Origin of the sequence: Niastella sp. OAS944, from assembly GCA_024809215.1 — a bacterium.
Classification (GTDB): domain Bacteria; phylum Bacteroidota; class Bacteroidia; order Chitinophagales; family Chitinophagaceae; genus Niastella.
This window is the reverse complement of sequence record JANUBW010000007.1, coordinates 214,356-233,643: the sequence shown is the minus strand read 5'-3', so window position 1 is coordinate 233,643 and position 19,288 is coordinate 214,356. Positions and strand designations below refer to the sequence as shown.

Here is a 19,288-nt window from a genome sequence, read left to right as displayed (position 1 = left end):
GTATTTCGCTTTCGGCTTTGGGCTTTCAGCTTTAGGCTCATTACTATAAACAAAAAATGCCGAAGCATATACTTCGGCATCTTATATAGTAAGCTCTTTATTTCTATTGATCGCTATAAACTTTCACGGTGTCTTTCATTTCATCCTTTGGTAAAGTAACAGGCGACTCTTCGAGGAAACCTTTTTTGAAGAATCGTTTTTGAAACACCAGTATTGAAATAACACCTACTGATATGGATGCATCGGCGATATTGAAGATGGGTGAGAAAAAAGTAAAACGTTCACCACCCCAGAAAGGGATCCACGAGGGTAATATTTTGTTCTCAATGATTGGTGCATAGATCATGTCAACCACTTTACCATGTAAAAAGCTGGCATAACCGCCGCCATGTGGGAACATGGTTGCCAAAGGCTGCCCATCGCCACTACCAGAGAAGATCATTCCGTAGAACATACTATCTATAAGGTTACCAAGCGCACCGGCAAAGATCATAGCCACGCAAAGTATAAAACCACGATGGTACTTCTTTTGGATAATACTGCGGATGTAGTACACACCAAAGATCACTGCAATGAGCCTGAAAATAGTGAGGGCCAGCTTGCCGCCGTCGCCACCAAACTTCCAACCCCAGGCCATACCTTCATTTTCTATAAAATACAGTCGTAACGACCTGCCCAGCAAAAAGATCTGTTCACCATAGCTCATGCTGGTTTTCACCCATATCTTTAAAGCCTGATCGGCGATTATTATTCCTAGTATTACCAGGGCAACTGTTCTAATCTTCACTACGCGTAAATTTAGTTTCCAAAGATAAGGTTTTATTAGTTCCATACCGGCCGGCCCCCACTTCTAATGATGAGCGGTTTTTTCACTTTTTCAAGACCTGTAAGGTGCGCTTTAGAATTTTGCCAAAACGGTCAAATGACGCGCTCCTGACAGGTCGACCTGCCAGGTCCAATATAGCATTTTAATTGTGCAGAACTCAGTGATGGACCTTACAGGTCTCCACTATATTACTCTTCAAAATATATTCTTTTCACCCTTTGTGAAATACCGGCAAGCAGTTCATAAGGAATGGTTTGCGCCCAATGCGCCACCTGTTTTACCGGTAATGCGCCCCCAAAAACAATCACTTCATCGCCTTCCTCAACATGTGAAATATTTGTTATATCGATCATGGTCATATCCATACACACCGTTCCTATAACCGGCGCCAGGTGACCGTTTACCAGCATTTTGCCAGCCCCATTACCCAACCGGCGGGGATACCCATCGGCGTAGCCTATACGCACAGTAGCAATGCGTGTATCCTTTGTTACAACACCTCTGCGCCCATAGCTTACCGTTTCGCCTTCCTTCAGATCTTTTATTTGCGCAATGGTCGACTTTAGGGTACTAACTTCCCTAAGGTCTAAGCCGCCCTCACCACTGCTATCGCCGCCGTACAAACCAATTCCCAACCGCACCATATCGAGGTGCCATTTAGGATGGCGAACGATACCAGCGGTATTCACCACATGGCGTATGAATGGGTAAGAAAGAACAGCCTGCAGTTGTTCGGCCATTTTTAAATACAACTCACCTTGCTCATTAGTATAGGCATCGTGTTGCGGATCTTCGCTCGATGCCAGATGCGTAAATACGCTTTGCACTTTAAAGAACGGTGAACGAAGTGAATCTGTCAGCACAGGCAATTCAGCCATTGAAAATCCCAACCGGTTCATTCCTGTTTCCAGTTCAATATGTACCGGGTATTGCTGTATGCCCTGTTTTTTAACGTATTCTTCAAATAAGTGTAGAATGCCGGGCGAATACAGATCGGGCTCCAGGTTATATTGCACCAGCACATCAAAGGTCGACTCCTCGGGGTTCATTACCATTACAGGTAAGTTAATACCTGCCTTACGCAATTCAACCCCTTCATCGGCATAGGCCACAGCCAGATAATCAATACGATGAAACTGCAACGCATTGGCAATTTCATAACTACCGCTGCCATACGAAAAGGCTTTTACCATACCCATCATTTTTGTGGCCGGCTTCAACAATTGCTGAAACTGTTTCAAATTATGGGCAACGGCTGTAAGATCTATTTCCAGTACCGTTTGATGTACTTTTTGCTGCAACAGCCTGTCTATTTGTTCCAGCTCAAATACCCGGGCGCCCTTTAAAAGTATGGTCTCATCTTTAAAGGGGGTATGCATCAGCTCTTTTATAAAAGCGTCTACCGACGAATAAAACGCCAATTCCGGAATACCGGCTCCCTGAAAAATATTCTGGTTATGCGATATGCGCTCCCCAATACCTATCAACCGCCTTACCTGGCGTTGTTGCAGCAATCGCGCAACCTCGGCATACAGGTCTTTTTCTGAGCGGCCGCTTTGTAAAATATCGGAGAGAATTACTGTTTTCTTTTCGTGCTGCTGTTGCTGACTTAAAAAATCGAGTGCAATGGTAAACGAACTAAGATCGGCGCTGTAACTATCATTGATGATAGAACAGTTGTTAATACCTTTTTTCAGTTCTAATCGCATAGCCACGGGGCCCAGCTGCTGCATTTGCTCAACGATAACCTCCTGCGGCACTTTTAAATGCAGCATCACACACCAGCAATGAATGGCATTTTCAACCGAAGCATTATCGGTAAAGGGTATTTCAATGCTTATCTCCTGTTGGTGATAACTGGCGGTAATGGTGGTTTTGACCCCCTCTTTATACACCGTGCGTATTTGCAGGGTGGCTTCGCTTACCATGCTCCAGCTAAATATTTCAAAGCGTTTATTGCTGGGCAGCTGTTGCCATACGGCGGCAACGCCACTGTTTATTTCATGATCGTCCTGACAGTAAATAAGCGTTTCAACATGCCTGAACAATTGCAGTTTTTCATTCACCTTTTGCCGCACATTTACAAATCCCTCACTGTGCGCCTCGCCTACATTGGTAAAAATACCAATAGTAGGTTGAATGATCTTTTGTAACTGTTCCATTTCACCGGGCAGTGAAATACCGGCTTCAAAAATGGCCAGCTCATGCTGCTCGTTCAATGGCCATACGCTTAATGGTACGCCTATTTGCGAGTTATAACTTTTGGGACTGCGTATAATGGTATACTGTTCTTCAAGCAACTGGTTCAGCCATTCTTTTACAATGGTTTTACCATTACTGCCGGTAATGCCAATTACCGGCAAACTGAACTGTTTGCGGTGTGCAGCTACCAGGTTTTGCAATGCCTGTAAGGGATCGCTTACCTGTAGCACATTAGCACCGGAAAGAGCGCTTACATCCACAGCTTCGCTTACCACAAAGTTGCGAACACCCTTTTGGTACAACTGGTTTATAAACGTATGCCCATCGCGGCGCGGACCTTTCAGGGCAAAGAACAATGAACTTTGCGGAAAAATAAGTTTACGGCTGTCAATAAGCAATTGCTCTATCAACGCATTATCGTGTTGAACCAGCCATTTTGCTTTTATGATAGAAGCAATGTTGTCAATAAAGTATTTCACCCGGTTAATTTGATCAGTGAATTTCCCGGTCTATACCTGCATCTGGCTTTTTTTCTTCGAGGGTGCGGTTACTTACGTTGATTGAATAAATGATTGAAGCAAGAATACAGGTAACTATTACCAGCAGGGAAACGTATATAGGAATTTCTTTAATGCCACCGTATTTTATCAGCAGGTCTTCTAACAACATTTTTAACCCAATAAAGATCAGCACAATGGCAATACCATGTTGCAAATGCGCAAATTTATCGCTGGCGCCCCGCAATAAAAAGAACAGCGAGCGCAAACCCAATACCGCAAAAATGTTGGAAGTATAAATAACCAGCTTATCACCTTCGGCCAGGGTAAATACGGCTGGTATACTATCAAGCGCAAAAACAATATCTGTGGTAGCCAGCATGATCACTACAACAAACAGGCTGGTAAATAATTTCTTTCCGTCTTTTCTGATGCTCCATTTACCGTCACCATCTTCGGGTGTTAGCGGTAATACCCTCTTCAATAATTTATACACTTTATTACTTTCCATATTCGGCTCTTCATCTTCATTATGTTTACTTCTGAACATGTTGATACCGGTGTACACCAGAAAGGCGCCGAATATGTATAGAATAAAGTGAAACCGCTCTACCAGCTCTATGCCAATAGCTATAAAAATTATGCGGAAAATGATGGCCATTAGGATCCCTATGAGCAATACCCGGCCGTAAAATTTTTCTTTTACTTTAAAAGACCCAAATATGAGAATGAAGACGAATATATTATCAATGCTCAGCGACCACTCCATTAAATAAGCGCTCACATATTTGATGGCCCTTTCGTGACCATTTTGCACCCATACAAAAACAAAGAAAGCCAGGGCAAGCGAAACCCAGAATGCGGTTTGCCACAAGGCCTTTTTGATGGTTACATGGGATGTTTTTTTACTAAGTAAGCCCAGGTCGAACGCCAATGCCAATACCAATAAACTGCCGAATGTTAAAAACGTGATCTGCTCAGTGCTCATGCTTAATTAAATGGTCGGCAAAGATAAGGCTAGTTTAGGATTACTGGCTGATGGATTGTGTCGCTCTGCTTCTAAGCATCCGTAGCAGGTTCCAGTTACCGGGTGCCGGTTGCCAGGCGCCGGTGCAGAAGGCCGATTAATAGTCAAAAATCTGAAACTTCAAGGCCCGGAAACCGGAAACTGGTAACCGGTAACTACTTCTTCCCCTGATATTTTCTTTTTCTAATAGCTTGATAAATAACACCGAAAACTAACACCAGTACCACAGGTAAGCCTATACTCAGCAATTGCCATTGCACGCGGTCTTCCTCCGTTTTCTGCGGATCGAGCAGGCGCAGGGTGAAATCCTTTGAGCGGGTCTCTAAAATGCCCGATGAATCGGTAAGGTATTGTATACAGTTGAGAAAGAAATCTTTATTGGCGTACTGATAATTGGTGAACTGGTTGTAACCCATAGGCAGCGGCCCTTCTTTGGCGGTAACAACATTGGTTACAATATCGGCATCAGAAACAACGATCATTTTGCTTTCTTTTTCTGTTGCCGCCCTGAAAGGCTGTTTATACATACCGGCCAGCGTATCTAACATGCCGGTCGACAAGCGGTTGGTATACAGAGATGTAAAGCGGCCTTCGAGCAATACCGCCACCGGAACAAAGGGCTGGTTAAAGGTCTTTTTGTCTTCTTCTGTTTTAATACTGTTTAAGCTTACAATGGCCGGGGTGCTGAGCGTGCGGCTTCGTTCTGAACTGGCCAGCAGCACTGTTTTCCTGATGTTGTTCTTTATAGTATCTAATGAATTTGGGAAGATCGACAATACATTATCGAGGTTCTTTGCAATTGGGTGGTTCGAATACGATGATAATGTGGGGAAGTAAGGCCAGGGCATCAGTTGCATTTGCGGCTGGCTGCCATAATTACCCACTACCAGCGGTATTTTATCGCATTGCAGGTCCTGCAGCAGATCGCCATTAATACGAACGCCGTATTTGAACAACAGATCATCGATGTTGAGGTTGCGGTCGTAGGCAACAAAATCGCTGTGGGAGCGCATCAGGCTGTCCATTTCGGCATATAATTTATCAATAAGCCAAAATACTTTTCCACCCTGCATTACATACTGATCTATTTTCAGCTTTTGTTTTTCAGTGAACGGCGTAATAGGTTTTACAATTACCAGCGCATCAAAAACGGTTGGTATTACCGGCACACTGTCAATAGGTACAAAACCAAAGCGGTATTCCTGCCTAAGGGTACGATCGACCAGATCGAATACATTATAGTTAAGCTGATTTTCACTAGTAACCAGGTAACCAATGGCGGGTACGGTATCGGCCGTGATCTTTTGAATTGAACGGGCCATTTTATATTCCAGTAATGCTTCGGCATTATTCAGCGATTGAATACCACCCATCATATCCTGTCCCTGCAACAGGTCTATGGCCACTTCACGATCTCTGTATTTAACAAGCGCCCCGGGATAAACCAAACGTTCTTCCTGGGCCTCGCCCGCCTTTGCCTGCACTTTTATGTTGGTGGGCTTAAGCCCCAGGCTATCTAAATGCAATTGCATTTTTTCTTTGGCTGTATCGCTTAGTCCCTCGCCTGGTTTTTCGAATTTGAACTGAATATTGCTGCCACCCAGTTCTTTAAACTCCTGCAGCATTTCCTTGGTGCTGTTGCTGAGTTTTTTAAAGCCGGCCGGCATATCGCCACTAAGGAATACGGTGACGGTAACTTTATCGTGTAGGCCTTTTATTAATTTTTTGGTAGCAGGCGAAAGGGTATATCTTTTTTCCTGCGTAAGGTCAATACGGGTATGCACTACTGATGCCAGGTAGTTAAAGCCTACGAGTACGATCAGCAAAAACAGCCACCATAGTTTTGAAGCCAGAATTTTGTTCATGGTGTTTTTCCAGGATTATCGTTTCAACAAATTGCGGTTGGTAACAATTAAAAAGAAAAGGGTGATGCTGAGAAAATACATCAGGTCGCGGCTATCTACCACACCCCGGCTTACACTGCGGTAATGGAAATCGATGCCCAGCATTTCGATATAATAATCGGCCCCCGATTGCAGCGCCGGAATTCGGCTTACGGCATTAAACCCACTGTACAATACAAAACAAAGGAAGGCGCCGGCTATAAATGCTACTACCGCATTATTGGTTAGGCTGCTGCAGGCAATGCCTATGGCCACAAATACACCAGCCAAAAAAATAAGGCCTATGTACGAACCAAGGGTTCCGCCCATATCGATACCGCCGCCTGCTGCTGCCAGCTGGCTTATGCTAATGGGGTATATGATGGTGGGAACCAATGCAATGAGCACCACGCCCAACGAACCGAAATACTTACCCGAAACCAGTTGCCAGCGGCTAAGCGGCTTGGTTTGTAATATTTCGAACGTGCCGCCTTTAAATTCGTCGGCAAAACTGCGCATGGTGATAGCAGGAATAAGCAATAACAATATCCAGGGGGCCAGCTCAAAGAATTTTTCCAGGGTGGCATAACCGAAGTCAAGGATATTGGTATCGGGAAATACAAAAAGAAATAAACCATTTAATAAAAGAAATACGACGATGGCAATGTAGCCGGTCAGGCTGCTGAAAAACTGCCGGAATTCTTTTTTACAAACAGACCACATGGGGCGAAAATAAGTGATTATAAGTATATGCAAATAAAAGATGCCGCTATATGACGCGTTTGTCGGCCTTTTTATTATATTGCATCAACACTTTACCAATTATCTATGAAAAAGATCACAACCGGTTCAAGTCTATTTATTTCTGTTCAATCATAAAATAGCCGAAACCTACTGCATAAAAAGTCCTCCGATAAAACGGGGGATTTTTATTTTTAAGGCCTACCCTACACCCCTACCCCTAAAGGAGCCAATGCACAGCGCCTATTAATTTCACCAGGCTCATAATTCAGCGTTCCGGTTTTCGCCAAAAGCTGGCAACTGTATTTGCTTTCAGCCTTCAGCTTTAGGCTTTCAGCTGTATTTCCCTGCCGGGAATTTCAATTTCACCACCTGCCTTTCTCATCTACTTCGGTTCAAACCCAGGCACATTCCTTAAGGTTTGAGCCGTACTTTATTAACCCCAACTTTATATCAAGTCCGTACCAAGTCCGTACCATCTCCGTACCAAGTCCGTGTTAAACACGGAGATGGTACTGCTTTAGCACATAGTACGTATGTTCTTAAGGTTAACCTGGTACGGTACAAACACGAAAAAGCCCCTCCCGAAACCGGAAGGGGCTCACAATATTTTATACTTATTATTTACACAGAGAAACTTTCGCCACAGGCGCAGGTGCGGCTGGCATTGGGGTTATTAAAATAGAACCCTTTACCATTCAGCCCTTCTGAAAATTCGAGGGTGGTGTTTACCAGGTACAAAAAGCTTTTTAGGTCGGTAACCACTTTAATGCCGTTGTCTTCAAAAACCTGGTCGCCCTTTTTGGATTCGTTGTCAAAATCCATTTTATAGCTAAGGCCCGAACAGCCGCCGCCTACCACCGATACCCGTAAAAAATAACCGGCTTCAGGTGAATGAGATTGTTCCTGCATCAGGTTCAATACTTTTTCTTTTGCTTTATCGCTGACGTAAATCATAATTTGCTAATTTGATAATGGGCTAATATGCTAATAATCAATGCGAACTTTAAAAATTAGCTTATAAACAGACTTAGCATAATAACACTAAAGCGGCTCAATTGTTTAAAATTAATCAATTTCCTATTACTTAGGGAACCCGAATGAAAGCATTAGCACATTGGCATATTAGCACATTAGCTAATTTGCTATTTGACTTGCTCTCAACTCTCCTACAACCTTCATAACTTTCTCTATTACAAAGTCAATCTCTTCAGAAGTGGTATAACGCCCAATTGAAAAGCGCAATGAACTGTACGCCAGGTTATCGGCTACTCCCAGGGCTTTTAATACATAACTGGGCTCCATAGAAGCGCTGGTACAGGCCGCGCCCGATGATAAGGCCACTTCTTTATTCAACCCCATCATTAACCCATCGCCATTTACAAAGTTAAATGAGATGTTGGCCACATGGGGTAACCGGTTGGTTTTACTACCGTTCAAATAAGTACCATCCAGTTGCAGCAGGGCTTTCTCTAATTTATTGCGCAACTGGCTCATCCGTTTGCCATCGGTTTCCAACTGCTGGCGGCATATATCGGCCGCTTTGCCAAAACCAGCTATGCCTGGCACATTCAATGTTCCGCTACGCATGCCTTTTTCATGACCGCCCCCATCGAGCTGGGCAGTTAACCTTACCCGGGGATTTTTTCGCCTTACATATAAAGCACCCACGCCTTTGGGCCCATACATTTTATGGGCGCTGCAGGTAAGCAGGTCAATATCGTCTTTTATAACATCAACAGGTATTTTACCAACCGCCTGGGTAGCATCGGTAAAAAACAATACCCCATGCTTTTTAGCCAGGGCACCAATTTCTTTTACGGGTTGAATAGTGCCGGTTTCATTATTCGCATACATAATGGCTATAAGAATGGTGCGGGGGGTTATGGCAGCTTCGAGCTGTTGCAGATCTATGAGCCCTTCTTTATTTACCGGCAAATAAGTAACCTGCCCACCCAGTTTTTCAATATGCTTACAGGTATCGAGCACGGCCTTATGTTCGGTAACACAGGTAATAATATGATTGCCTTTGACGGCATACATTTCAAAAACACCTTTTATAGCCAGGTTATCGCCTTCGGTGGCGCCTGAGGTAAAAATAATTTCCTTTGGTTCGGCACCTATCAGTTTTGCCAGCTGCTCCCGGGCATAATCCACCGCCTCTTCGGCCTGCCAGCCAAAGGAGTGGCTGCGGCTGGCGGCATTACCATACAGTTGGGTAAAATAAGGTATCATTACCTCCATCACCTGCGGGTCGCAGGGTGTGGTGGCATTGTGATCGAGATATATGGGTAGCTTAAGCATTGAATACAAAATTAAGTGGTTTCAAGTTTCGGGGTACAGGTTGCAGGTTACAGGTTGCAGGTTTCAGAGGTTAGGCTTTGGGATTTTAAGGAACTGTTACCCGTTACCGGTTGCCTGTTCCGGGGAAATACAAATACAGGTTGCAGGTTTCACGTTACAAGTGAAAGCTAAATCTATGTAGGGTAACCGGCACCTGAAACCTGTACCTCTGCAACTTGCAACTGATTCTCTGTATTTTATAAGTCACTACTCTTAACTTTGTTGACTACAATAATATAACGCCCTGCTATGCTGAAAGTTGAACATATTGGAATCGCCGTTCGCGAGTTAGCGCAATCGGTGCCCCTGTTTGAAAAACTACTCAATACTTCGTGTTACAAAACCGAACAGGTAGAAAGCGAGCAGGTATCTACCGCCTTTTTTAAAACCGGCGATACAAAAATAGAGTTACTTGAAAGCAGTAATGCTGAAGGGGTTATAGCTAAGTTCATTGATAAAAAAGGCGAGGGTATTCACCACATAGCCTTTGAGGTGGCCGATATAGAAGCCGAAATGAAAAGGCTTGCTGCAGAAGGTTTTGTTCTGTTGAACGAAAAACCAAAACCCGGCGCCGATAATAAACTGGTTTGTTTTCTTCATCCCAAAACCACCAATGGGGTGTTGATTGAACTGTGTATGGAAAGAAAAAATCAATAGGCAATGGACAATTAGCAATATGCAAGGGTTGCCGAACTTCGGAGTGCTCGATTATTTGGCAGGCTGATGAGCTTTGGGAAATCAATTGTCAATTGCCCATTGCTTATTGTCTATTGTCCCATTTTATGCTCGGGACATTCAACCCGTAATTCATCAACGGCAAGCGCTTGTTGCATAAGGTTGCAATAATGCGTTTGCTGCCTGTCGCCATTGTAATAGTAGCAGTTATAACACATGCGTTGGGGAGAAATGATACCTGTTTTGTTCAACCGGTGTACAAGTTCAAGCACTGAAAGAAGTAATTGCTCTTTTTTTTCGGGCGACATGGTTGAAATAGCACCATCGAGCGGAAGGGTAAAGTTTTCGATCATGCCCGTTAACTTACTTCCCTGATCGGTAAGCGAAAAATTAAAGCTGCGCGAATCATACACATCATCAGCCCGCTTGATCAAACCTTTTTGCTCCAGCACTTTTATTGAATCGCTGATAGTGGCCTTGGTCATATTGAACTCCCGGGCCATAGAGGCTATGCGGCGCTGCTTATCATCATTATGGTATTTGATAAAAATAAGCAGCTGCATTTGTATGGGGCTCAGCTTATGCTCCTTCGCTTCCATCCACAACAAAACCCTGAACACTTCAGATATTTTCTCCAAAGCAGCCACTATCTTGTAGTCTACATTGGTAATATGACGTTCCGGGTTAAATGCCGACATGACGAAGCAATTCGCTTTAAAGATACTGACTTAACACGGTGAATATAATACAAGTAGCGCTAATAACCCATACCGCTAACAGACCGTTAGATCGAAAAGATTGTAACTGCGCCGGTTACGTTAAAAAATAACCCTAATAAATAAAAAAAGTTCCACTGTAGATACAGCGGAACCATTATTGTTTACCTAATATGAGGACCATTTAAACCTACAACATTATTGTCTTAACCTCGCTCCAACCCTTGCTATCACTAATTCGTACAACATACACACCAGAGCCGGCGCCCATCGTATTTACGGTGAGCCGGTAAGAAGCCTTACTGAATTCTTTACGCACTATAACCTGTCCGCCCATGTTTATCAACTGTATGGAAACGTTATCTTTTATATCGCTGTTGAAATCAATGATCACTGTCTGGTTTGAAGAAGCGTACACATTTGTTACTGCAGCTGCTTCGTTATTGCGCAGGCTACGAATGGCAGAGTAAAAGGCAGTTCCATTCATATCTACCTGACGTATGCGGTAATAAACTACGGCATCTTTGCTACCTTTATCGGTATAACTATACTTGTTAACTAAAGAAGAACTATTTGCACCAGCTACTGTGGCAATTTGTTTCCAGGTGCGGGCATCGGTACTTTTTTCAACTGCGTAGGAATTATTGTTGATCTCGTTACTGGTGCTCCAGCTTATCTGATTGTTTGTGCCTTGCGCGGTTACATAAAATGTTTCATATACCACGGGCAGGGTGCCACTTATAAAACCGCCGGTTGCATCATCGGCATAAGCGTATCCTACAACATCCGGGTCGCTTCCTTTAAAGATGGTGGTGTTATCAATTCTTAACTGATCGTTGGCACCACTTCCTATTAATCTTCCTCCCGATTCTATAATTACCACACTTCGGTAATCTAACCTTAGTTTAGCATTACTGGTCAGATTAAATTTTCCGAGTACTCTTAACCTTACCTTATCAAGCGAAATATCGTCAGTTAATGCCACAGAATCTCCGAGAGGAATTATGACGGTATCGCCATCTGCTGGTACCCTTGCCGGGCTCCAGGTTGAGGGAGTTGTCCAGCTACCATTGCCGGCGGCGGTTATTATATTTGCCTTAAGGCCAAAAGCCATTGACAGGGTGAATAGGATGGAGAGTACGGACTTCATGGGATAAACAGTTTTATGGCTTATTGTTTTCAATACACGTACCTGTTTTTTCTGGCATGGGGAAAACATTGGGAGAAGCCGATACCCGAAACCGGTCAAACACATTACAATAAAATGATTATCAAAGGAATTTTAATGTGTAATAAATTCTCAAAAAAATATTTATTCCTAATAGGAAACCTTGTCCGGCTACACCAAAACTTTCCCAAACATGGAAGAATTTTACAATAGGTGGAATTATTTAAGGGTTGGTAGGTGTAGTTGACGAGTTAACAAAATAACGAGTTGACAAGGGAATAGGCTCCCAGATGACAAGTACCGCCTTGCCAAAGGGTTGAAATGGCGGAAATGGCTTTGAAAAGGGTGAAAGGGTGATGGAAGTTAATAAGGGAAATAAAGGAAATGCGGGGAGATACGAAGTAAGAGCAATTGCCAATTGCCTGTTGGTTATTCTTCTTCAGCTGCTTCGGTTTTATTCAAGCCCAGCTTATCTATGGCTATGGCGGCGGCTATTTGGCTGGCGTCTTTCTTATTATAGGCTTTGCCTTCGGCTAGTAGTTCGCCATCAACCACGGCGCCAATGGTAAACAGGCGGCGGCCGCCTTCAATACGTTCGTCGAGGGTTTCGAACTCAAGGTTTTTACCGTTCTTATTGGCCCAGCCGTACAGTTTATTCTTGTGGTTTATTTCGAGAAGCTCAAGGTCTTCCATATACAAATGGGGAATGATGATACATTCAAACACCCATACTTTGGTTTTATTAAACCCCCGGTCGAGATAAATGGCGCCTACAACCGCTTCGAGTGTGTTGCCAAATATCTGGCTCATTTTAAGCGAGTTATCGAACTTATTGTAGAAGGTGATCTTCTTCAGGCCCATTTTAATGGCAATTTCATTGAGCTTGTTGCGGTTCACCATTTTAGACCGCATTTCGGTAAGGAAGCCTTCTTCTTTGTAGGGATATTTTTTAAAAAGAAAATCGGCTACGATCCCACTGAGTATTGCATCTCCGAGGTATTCGAGCCGTTCGTTATTTTCATCTGCACTATCCCTTACCGACCTATGGGTAAGGGCAGCCTTATATAATGCGAGCTTGCCGGGTGTAAAACCCAGTACATTACGCAGATTCTTTTTAAAAGAAAGATTCTCTTCTTTGCCTAAAAAGCGGTCCAGGATTCCCACAATTGTCAATCTACTAATTTTTCATTAAGCCAAAAAATCATTAATAGGGCCAGGAGTCCGCAGCCATCAAATTTCTATAGTTCAACAACTCAAAGCGTAGCTATTACGCTTGAAATTTTTTCACTATCACGCAGGCGTTATGCCCTCCAAACCCAAATGTATTACTTAATGCAGCTCGTACAGGTCGCTGCTGGGCTTTTTCAAAGGTGAAATTTAGACGGGCATCCAATTCAGGGTCGTCGGTAAAGTGGTTGATCGTAGGTGGAACTATATCATGTATCACACTTTGGATACATGCTATGGCTTCAACTACACCAGCAGCACCGAGGCAGTGCCCCGTCATGGACTTGGTTGAGCTTATATTCAATTTGAAAGCATGTTCACCAAAAACATCAACGATGGCTTTCACTTCGGCTATATCGCCAAGGGGGGTAGAAGTACCGTGGGTATTGATGTAATCGATATCCTCGGGTTTCATACCGGCTTCTTCCAAAGCTACCATCATAACGTTTTTAGCGCCCAGTCCTTCAGGATGTGGAGCTGTAATATGGTGCGCATCGGCGGTAGCACCGCAACCAGCTATTTCGCAATAAATTTTTGCGCCACGGGCTAATGCATGTTCCAGTTCTTCTAAAACCAATACACCTGAACCTTCGCCCATTACAAAGCCATCGCGTTCCTTATCATAAGGACGGCTGGCCGATTTGGGATCATCGTTGCGTTCGCTCAGGGCTTTCATGGCATTGAAACCGCCTACACCAGCCTCACTGATAACGCTTTCGGCGCCACCGGTAAGAATGATATCGGCCTTGTTAAGCCTAATGAGGTTAAACGCATCCATGATGGCGTTGGTAGAAGAGGCACAAGCACTTACCACCGCAAAGTTAGGACCGCGAAAACCATGCCGCATGGAAATATGGCCTGCAGCTATATCCAATATCATTTTAGGAATGAAGAATGGATTATAACGGGGAGTTCCATCACCTTTGGCAAAGTTGATAACTTCTTCCTGAAAGGTAATTAAACCACCAATACCGCTGGCGAATACAACCCCTACCCGGTCAACGTTGACATTATCTTTATTAATGCCTGCGTCGGCAACTGCCTGGTCACTTGAAATGATAGCAGTTTGGGTAAAACGGTCGATCCTCTTTACTTCCTTACGGTCGAGATAATTCAACGGGTCGAAATTCTTTAACTCGCAGGCAAAGCGCGTTTTGAATTTTGAGGCATCAAACTGGGTAATAAAGTCGGCACCGGATACTCCATTAATGAGTCCGTTCCAATATTCTTGTAAATTATTGCCGATTGGCGTAAGGGCACCAATTCCGGTCACAACAACTCTTTTCAATTGCATAGCTCTTGCCTGTGGGAGTTTAAGTAAGGAAATCCGCTTTCGCAGCATGCGCCCAGCTATCGAAAGCGGATTTAATTTATTGCACCTGATCTACAGTATTCAAATTACTTAGCATGCTCTTCTAAGTAAGCAACAGCCTGGCCAACAGTGGTAATTGTTTCGGCCTGTTCATCAGGGATGGAAATATTGAACTCCTTTTCAAATTCCATTATTAATTCTACGGTGTCGAGAGAATCGGCACCTAAATCATTAGTGAAAGAAGCTTCATTGGTAACCTCTGCTTCTTCTACACCAAGCTTATCAACAATGATCTTTTTAACTCTTGTTGCGATGTCTGACATTTTTGTAAAGTTTAGTTACGGCTGCAAAAATATAGATTTTGGAATAATGACAATAAAAGGCTGGTTTTTAATTAATCTTGTTAATATTTTGTGATTTACCGATTTTGTAGTACCATCCGGCCCTACCCCCGGTTTCACCAGCCGGCCCCTTAAACGGTAAACATATCCTTTTTATGCATTACAGGCCCGTTTATTTTTCAACGGCTTAATGGGGGCTGATAAACGGTAAATCATTATATTGCAGCGCACTACCCAATTAGCAGGCATGGCTTTAAAAATAATAGATCACGGTTCCCGCGAGTACCAGCAAATGGTTCAACTGCGTAATGATATTTTACGCAGGCCATTAGGGCTACAATTTACCCCTGAAGAGCTGGAAAAAGAAAAAGAGGAGATCTTAATTGGCGCTTTTGAAGAAGAAAAAATGTTGGGCTGCTGTATGCTCATAAAAGAAGACCCCAGCTCGGTGCGCCTGCGCCAAATGGCTGTATTAAATAACCTGCAGGGAAAAGGCATTGGCCGCGCCCTTATGCAGTTTGCCGAAAACATTGCCCGCGATCGCGGCTTCCTAAAAATAACTATGCATGCCCGTAAAACGGCTGTAGGTTTTTATGAGAAACTTGGCTACCGGGTTTGCGGCCAGGAGTTTGAAGAAGTTACCATCCCCCACTTCACCATGGAGAAGGCGCTGTAAGTTTTTTAATTGAATCCTAATGTAGATTTAATGCTATCGCGGTAGTAACAGCGCTTATGCTGTAGCTTCCTGACTGGTTACAAATTCCTGCATCTTTGCCAGGAACCTTACCATCTTTTGCATGGTGCCCATATCTTCAACCACCAGCATAAATAATTTACCGTTCTGTTTTAAGCGGGCTTTATTGGTTTGCGTTTGTATGAACGTAAGTATATTATGGAATATGGGCGATTCAAAGTATGGCGAATCGGCCTTGTTTATAAAATAACATTTCAACGTTTCGTCTTTCAGCAGCATTTTTTCAAAACCCAACTCTACTGCCAGCCTGCGACATCTTACGGTATCGAACAGGTCTTCTACCTGTTGTGGTATAGGACCAAAGCGGTCGGCCAGCTCAAGAGCAAAGGCCTGCAACTCTTCTTCGTTATCACAATTATCGAGGCGGGTGTATAACGTCAACCGCTCGGTGATACTTTCTACATAACTATCAGGTATCAGTATTTCTAAATCGGTATCAATGGTACAATCCTGTACAAAGTCTTCCTGTTTAGAAATTTCTGCCTTAAATAATTCGCGGAACTTGGTTCGTTTAAGTTCCTTAATGGCTTCTTCCAGTACCTTCTGGTACATTTCAAAACCAATTTCGGCCATAAAGCCGCTTTGCTCACCACCCAGCAGGTTACCGGCACCACGTATATCCAGGTCGCGCATGGCTATCTGGAAGCCACTGCCCAGCTCACTATGCTGCTCTAATGTTTGTAAACGCTTTCTTGAATCGGGTGGCAGGGTGCTCATTGGCGGCGCCAGCAAATAACAGAAAGCCTTTTTATTGCTTCGCCCTACCCGGCCGCGCAACTGGTGCAGGTCACTTAAACCAAAGTGATGGGCGTTGTTGATAATGATGGTATTTACGTTTGGAATATCTACGCCGCTTTCGACAATATTGGTACAAATAAGCACATCGTACTTTTTATCAATAAAGTCGAGAATACGTTCTTCCAAAATATGCCCTTCGAGCTGGCCATGGGCAAACCCTATACTTAGGTCGGGACACAACCCCTGAATAAGTGCGGCCATTTCGCTGAGGCCCTGCACCCGGTTGTGAATAAAGAATACCTGCCCGCCTCTTTCTGTTTCAAAATAAATAGAATCGCGAATAAAGTCCTGGTTAAATACCTGTACTTCGGTTTGTATAGGCTGCCTGTTTGGGGGCGGCGTATTGATAATACTAAGGTCGCGGGCGCCCATTAAACTGAACTGTAATGTTCGGGGTATAGGCGTTGCCGTTAAAGTTAAACAGTCTACATTGGTACGCAGGGTCTTGATCTTTTCTTTATGGGCCACACCAAACTTCTGCTCTTCGTCAATAACCAAAATACCCAGGTCTTTATATTTTACATCCTTCCCTAACAGGGCATGGGTTCCAATGATAATATCAATTTTCCCTTCTTCAAGCTTTTTTAAAGTTTCCTTTTTCTCTTTGGCCGATTTAAACCTGTTCACATAATCAACTGTTACGGGAAAATCTTTTAAGCGCTCGCTAAAGGTTTTATAGTGCTGAAAGGCCAAAATGGTAGTAGGCACCAGTACAGCGGCCTGTTTGCCATCGCAACAACTTTTGAATGCAGCCCGTATAGCGATCTCCGTTTTTCCAAAACCAACATCACCACATACCAGGCGGTCCATGGGTGAGGGCGATTCCATATCCTTCTTTACATCGCCGGTAGCTTTACTTTGGTCGGGTGTGTCTTCATAAATAAATGAAGCTTCCAACTCGGTTTGCATATAGTTGTCGGGCGCATGCTGAAAACCTTGCTGGGCTTTACGCTGGGCATACAGGGTAATAAGATCAAAGGCAATTTCCTTAACCTTGTTCTTGGTTTTTTCTTTCAGCTTGTTCCAGGCCTCACTACCCAGCTTATTTACCTTGGGTATGCTACCTTCTTTACCGGTATACTTCGATATTTTATGCAGCGAGTTAATGTTCACATACAGAATGTCGCTGTCTTTGTAAATTATACGCACGGCCTCCTGCAATTTGCCGTTCGACTCTAACTTTTGCAAACCGCTGTATACGCCTACCCCATGATCTATATGGGTAACGTAATCGCCTGGTTGCAATTCGCGCAGGGTGCGCAGGGTAATGGCCTTGTTCTTATTATAGGCCTGCTTTACCTTGTATTTATGATAACGTTGAAATATCTGGTGGTCGGTATAACAGATCACTTTCAGGTCTTCATCAATAAACCCTTCGTGTATTGATGTAGGCACCGGGGTGAACTGTATGCCGGCTTTTAAATCTTCGAAAATGCTGTTCAACCGTTCTAACTGGCGTGGATTTTCAGCAAACAAATACAAGCTGAATTTCTTAGCCTCCCATTGTTTCAGATCTTTTATCAGCAGGTCGAACTGGCGATTGAAAGCAGGCTGGTTCTTTGTATTAAAGTCAATGGTGATTGGTGCATGGTTAGTGGGCTCGCTATCTGTAATAAATCCTGATGAATAGCCAAACTCTACAACGTGCCTGTTGGCCAGCTCTTTTTTTAGTGAACCGCCGGTAATGAATTCATCGACCTTTAAAGAAACCTTTATTGTTTTATCATCTTCTTCGGCAGTTTCCCTGGGCACTGTATTGTTGGCCTGCATTTCCATAAACAGGTGCAGGTCTTCTTCCTGGGTCAACAGTCTTTCTTTGGTAAGCTCCCAGTCCTGAAACCAGTAAACCGTATTTTCAGGTAGAAACTCAAACAGGGATATCTTGGCATCTTCATCAAACTGCGTTTCCACGTTGGGTATAATGCTTACCTGTAATAATTTCCGTTCACTTAACTGGGTTTCGGGATCGAAAATGCGAATGGAATCAACATCATTGCCAAACAGCTCAACCCGGTAGGGTTTCTCATTTCCGAACGAATAAATATCAAGGATGCCGCCCCGCAAAGCAAACTGCCCCGGCTCGTAAACAAAATCGGTTGTTGAAAAACCGTACTCTACCAATTGCGCCAACAGGGCATTTACATCAATTGAGTCGCCCGACTTTAAATAAATGATATTTCCCGCCAGTGTTTTTGGCAATACTACTTTTTCGAACAAAGCCTCGGGATAAGTTACCAGGGCCCCCACACGGTTGCTGCCGGCCATGGGTGAAGAAAACCGGGTAAGCGCTTCGGTTCGCAACATTACGTGCGAAGAATTGAGCAACCGGAAATTCTTGCGGTTCTTAAATGAGGTTGGGAAGAAAAAGAAGTTCAGGGCATTGGTAAGATTTTCCAGCGAATTATGCATGTAGGCTGCCGCTTCGGCGTCTTCACATACAATTACGTGATTGAGCTGGCTGCAGGCATCGTGCTGAAAAATGGTACTTATTACAAAAGCTGGGGAACTGCCATTCAGATTCTTACAATAAATTCCCTGAGGTTGGGCAAAAGAAAGCCTGTCCGCCAATTGAAAAAGGCGGGGGTTATTTTTATATGCGTCGAGCAACACTTGCAAATTCATCGGCGCCGCAAAGATACGGGTTAGTTGACGAGTTAACAAGTTGACGAGTTGACAAGGTAGGCTCCCATTCGGGCTCGCTACAATTGGCAGGCAGGCTTGGGCTTACAGGTTACAAGGTTCAGGTTGCAGGGAAATACAAAAAGACTACCAGTTACC

15 protein-coding genes are annotated in these 19,288 nt (G+C 43.8%); 2 read left to right on the top strand and 13 right to left on the bottom strand.

Annotated elements, in window-relative coordinates; translation table 11 throughout:
- Window positions 1-103 precede the first annotated feature (103 nt).
- From GGD38_RS25380 to GGD38_RS25350, 7 genes are all read right to left on the bottom strand, one after another.
- The gene (locus GGD38_RS25380; protein WP_375296798.1) at window positions 104-787 is read right to left on the bottom strand and encodes a lipoprotein signal peptidase; all 684 of its coding nucleotides are present in this window, start codon (window positions 785-787) and stop codon (window positions 104-106) included.
- A gap of 227 nt (window positions 788-1,014) precedes the next feature.
- Entirely contained in the window at window positions 1,015-3,507 is a 2,493-nt protein-coding gene (locus GGD38_RS25375) for a bifunctional UDP-N-acetylmuramoyl-tripeptide:D-alanyl-D-alanine ligase/alanine racemase (RefSeq protein WP_375296799.1), read from the bottom strand.
- A 13-nt stretch (window positions 3,508-3,520) separates the two neighbouring features.
- Window positions 3,521-4,513: a TerC/Alx family metal homeostasis membrane protein gene (locus tag GGD38_RS25370; protein ID WP_375296800.1), complete on the bottom strand. Its 993-nt coding sequence runs from the start codon at window positions 4,511-4,513 to the stop codon at window positions 3,521-3,523.
- A gap of 194 nt (window positions 4,514-4,707) precedes the next feature.
- A complete protein-coding gene (gene gldG, locus GGD38_RS25365) occupies window positions 4,708-6,417 on the bottom strand; it encodes a gliding motility-associated ABC transporter substrate-binding protein GldG (RefSeq protein WP_375296801.1) in 1,710 nt (569 codons plus the stop codon).
- A gap of 15 nt (window positions 6,418-6,432) precedes the next feature.
- Window positions 6,433-7,158, bottom strand: a complete 726-nt coding sequence (gldF, locus tag GGD38_RS25360) for a gliding motility-associated ABC transporter permease subunit GldF (RefSeq protein WP_375296802.1) — start codon at window positions 7,156-7,158, stop codon at window positions 6,433-6,435.
- Window positions 7,159-7,800: 642 nt separating this feature from the next.
- Entirely contained in the window at window positions 7,801-8,133 is a 333-nt protein-coding gene (locus GGD38_RS25355) for a HesB/IscA family protein (protein WP_375296803.1), read from the bottom strand.
- Between the two features lie 180 nt (window positions 8,134-8,313).
- Window positions 8,314-9,480, bottom strand: a complete 1,167-nt coding sequence (locus GGD38_RS25350) for an IscS subfamily cysteine desulfurase (RefSeq protein ID WP_375296804.1) — start codon at window positions 9,478-9,480, stop codon at window positions 8,314-8,316.
- 288 nt (window positions 9,481-9,768) lie between these two features.
- On the opposite strand from GGD38_RS25350, the gene mce reads away from it, so the two are divergent.
- Complete coding sequence (gene mce, locus GGD38_RS25345; protein WP_375296805.1) at window positions 9,769-10,176, top strand: methylmalonyl-CoA epimerase; 408 nt, start codon at window positions 9,769-9,771, stop codon at window positions 10,174-10,176.
- 110 nt (window positions 10,177-10,286) lie between these two features.
- Here the strand turns inward: mce and GGD38_RS25340 are convergent, their stop codons facing one another.
- The 5 genes from GGD38_RS25340 to GGD38_RS25320 all read right to left on the bottom strand — a co-directional run bounded on the left by GGD38_RS25340 (window position 10,287) and on the right by GGD38_RS25320 (window position 14,940).
- Window positions 10,287-10,892 (bottom strand): MarR family winged helix-turn-helix transcriptional regulator, encoded by a 606-nt coding sequence (locus GGD38_RS25340; RefSeq protein ID WP_375296806.1) that lies wholly within the window; start codon window positions 10,890-10,892, stop codon window positions 10,287-10,289.
- Between the two features lie 208 nt (window positions 10,893-11,100).
- Window positions 11,101-12,060 carry a G8 domain-containing protein gene (locus tag GGD38_RS25335; protein ID WP_375296807.1) on the bottom strand — a complete coding sequence of 320 codons (960 nt, stop codon included), beginning with the start codon at window positions 12,058-12,060 and terminating at the stop codon, window positions 11,101-11,103.
- A 447-nt stretch (window positions 12,061-12,507) separates the two neighbouring features.
- On the bottom strand, window positions 12,508-13,242 hold the full coding sequence (locus GGD38_RS25330; RefSeq protein ID WP_375296808.1) for a ribonuclease III family protein: 735 nt from the start codon (window positions 13,240-13,242) through the stop codon (window positions 12,508-12,510).
- Between the two features lie 103 nt (window positions 13,243-13,345).
- Window positions 13,346-14,599, bottom strand: coding sequence for a beta-ketoacyl-ACP synthase II (fabF, locus tag GGD38_RS25325; protein WP_375296809.1), 1,254 nt, complete (start codon window positions 14,597-14,599; stop codon window positions 13,346-13,348).
- Window positions 14,600-14,703: 104 nt separating this feature from the next.
- A complete protein-coding gene (locus tag GGD38_RS25320) occupies window positions 14,704-14,940 on the bottom strand; it encodes an acyl carrier protein (protein ID WP_081146706.1) in 237 nt (78 codons plus the stop codon).
- Window positions 14,941-15,205: 265 nt separating this feature from the next.
- On the opposite strand from GGD38_RS25320, the gene GGD38_RS25315 reads away from it, so the two are divergent.
- Window positions 15,206-15,634, top strand: coding sequence for a GNAT family N-acetyltransferase (locus tag GGD38_RS25315; RefSeq protein WP_375296810.1), 429 nt, complete (start codon window positions 15,206-15,208; stop codon window positions 15,632-15,634).
- A gap of 54 nt (window positions 15,635-15,688) precedes the next feature.
- On the opposite strand, the gene mfd is transcribed toward GGD38_RS25315, so the two are convergent.
- On the bottom strand, window positions 15,689-19,132 hold the full coding sequence (mfd, locus tag GGD38_RS25310; RefSeq protein ID WP_375296811.1) for a transcription-repair coupling factor: 3,444 nt from the start codon (window positions 19,130-19,132) through the stop codon (window positions 15,689-15,691).
- Window positions 19,133-19,288 lie beyond the last annotated feature (156 nt).

Excerpts from the sequence above, each read along its gene's own strand:
- gldG (WP_375296801.1), bottom strand. The coding sequence starts at position 6,417 with ATGAACAAAATTCTGGCTTCAAAACTATGGTGGCTGTTTTTGCTGATC.
- gldF (WP_375296802.1), bottom strand. The coding sequence starts at position 7,158 with ATGTGGTCTGTTTGTAAAAAAGAATTCCGGCAGTTTTTCAGCAGCCTG.
- mfd (WP_375296811.1), bottom strand. The coding sequence starts at position 19,132 with ATGAATTTGCAAGTGTTGCTCGACGCATATAAAAATAACCCCCGCCTT.
- mce (WP_375296805.1), top strand. The coding sequence starts at position 9,769 with ATGCTGAAAGTTGAACATATTGGAATCGCCGTTCGCGAGTTAGCGCAA.
- GGD38_RS25370 (WP_375296800.1), bottom strand. The coding sequence starts at position 4,513 with ATGAGCACTGAGCAGATCACGTTTTTAACATTCGGCAGTTTATTGGTA.
- GGD38_RS25340 (WP_375296806.1), bottom strand. The coding sequence starts at position 10,892 with ATGTCGGCATTTAACCCGGAACGTCATATTACCAATGTAGACTACAAG.
- GGD38_RS25320 (WP_081146706.1), bottom strand. The coding sequence starts at position 14,940 with ATGTCAGACATCGCAACAAGAGTTAAAAAGATCATTGTTGATAAGCTT.
- GGD38_RS25350 (WP_375296804.1), bottom strand. The coding sequence starts at position 9,480 with ATGCTTAAGCTACCCATATATCTCGATCACAATGCCACCACACCCTGC.
- GGD38_RS25355 (WP_375296803.1), bottom strand. The coding sequence starts at position 8,133 with ATGATTTACGTCAGCGATAAAGCAAAAGAAAAAGTATTGAACCTGATG.
- GGD38_RS25335 (WP_375296807.1), bottom strand. The coding sequence starts at position 12,060 with ATGAAGTCCGTACTCTCCATCCTATTCACCCTGTCAATGGCTTTTGGC.
- fabF (WP_375296809.1), bottom strand. The coding sequence starts at position 14,599 with ATGCAATTGAAAAGAGTTGTTGTGACCGGAATTGGTGCCCTTACGCCA.
- GGD38_RS25315 (WP_375296810.1), top strand. The coding sequence starts at position 15,206 with ATGGCTTTAAAAATAATAGATCACGGTTCCCGCGAGTACCAGCAAATG.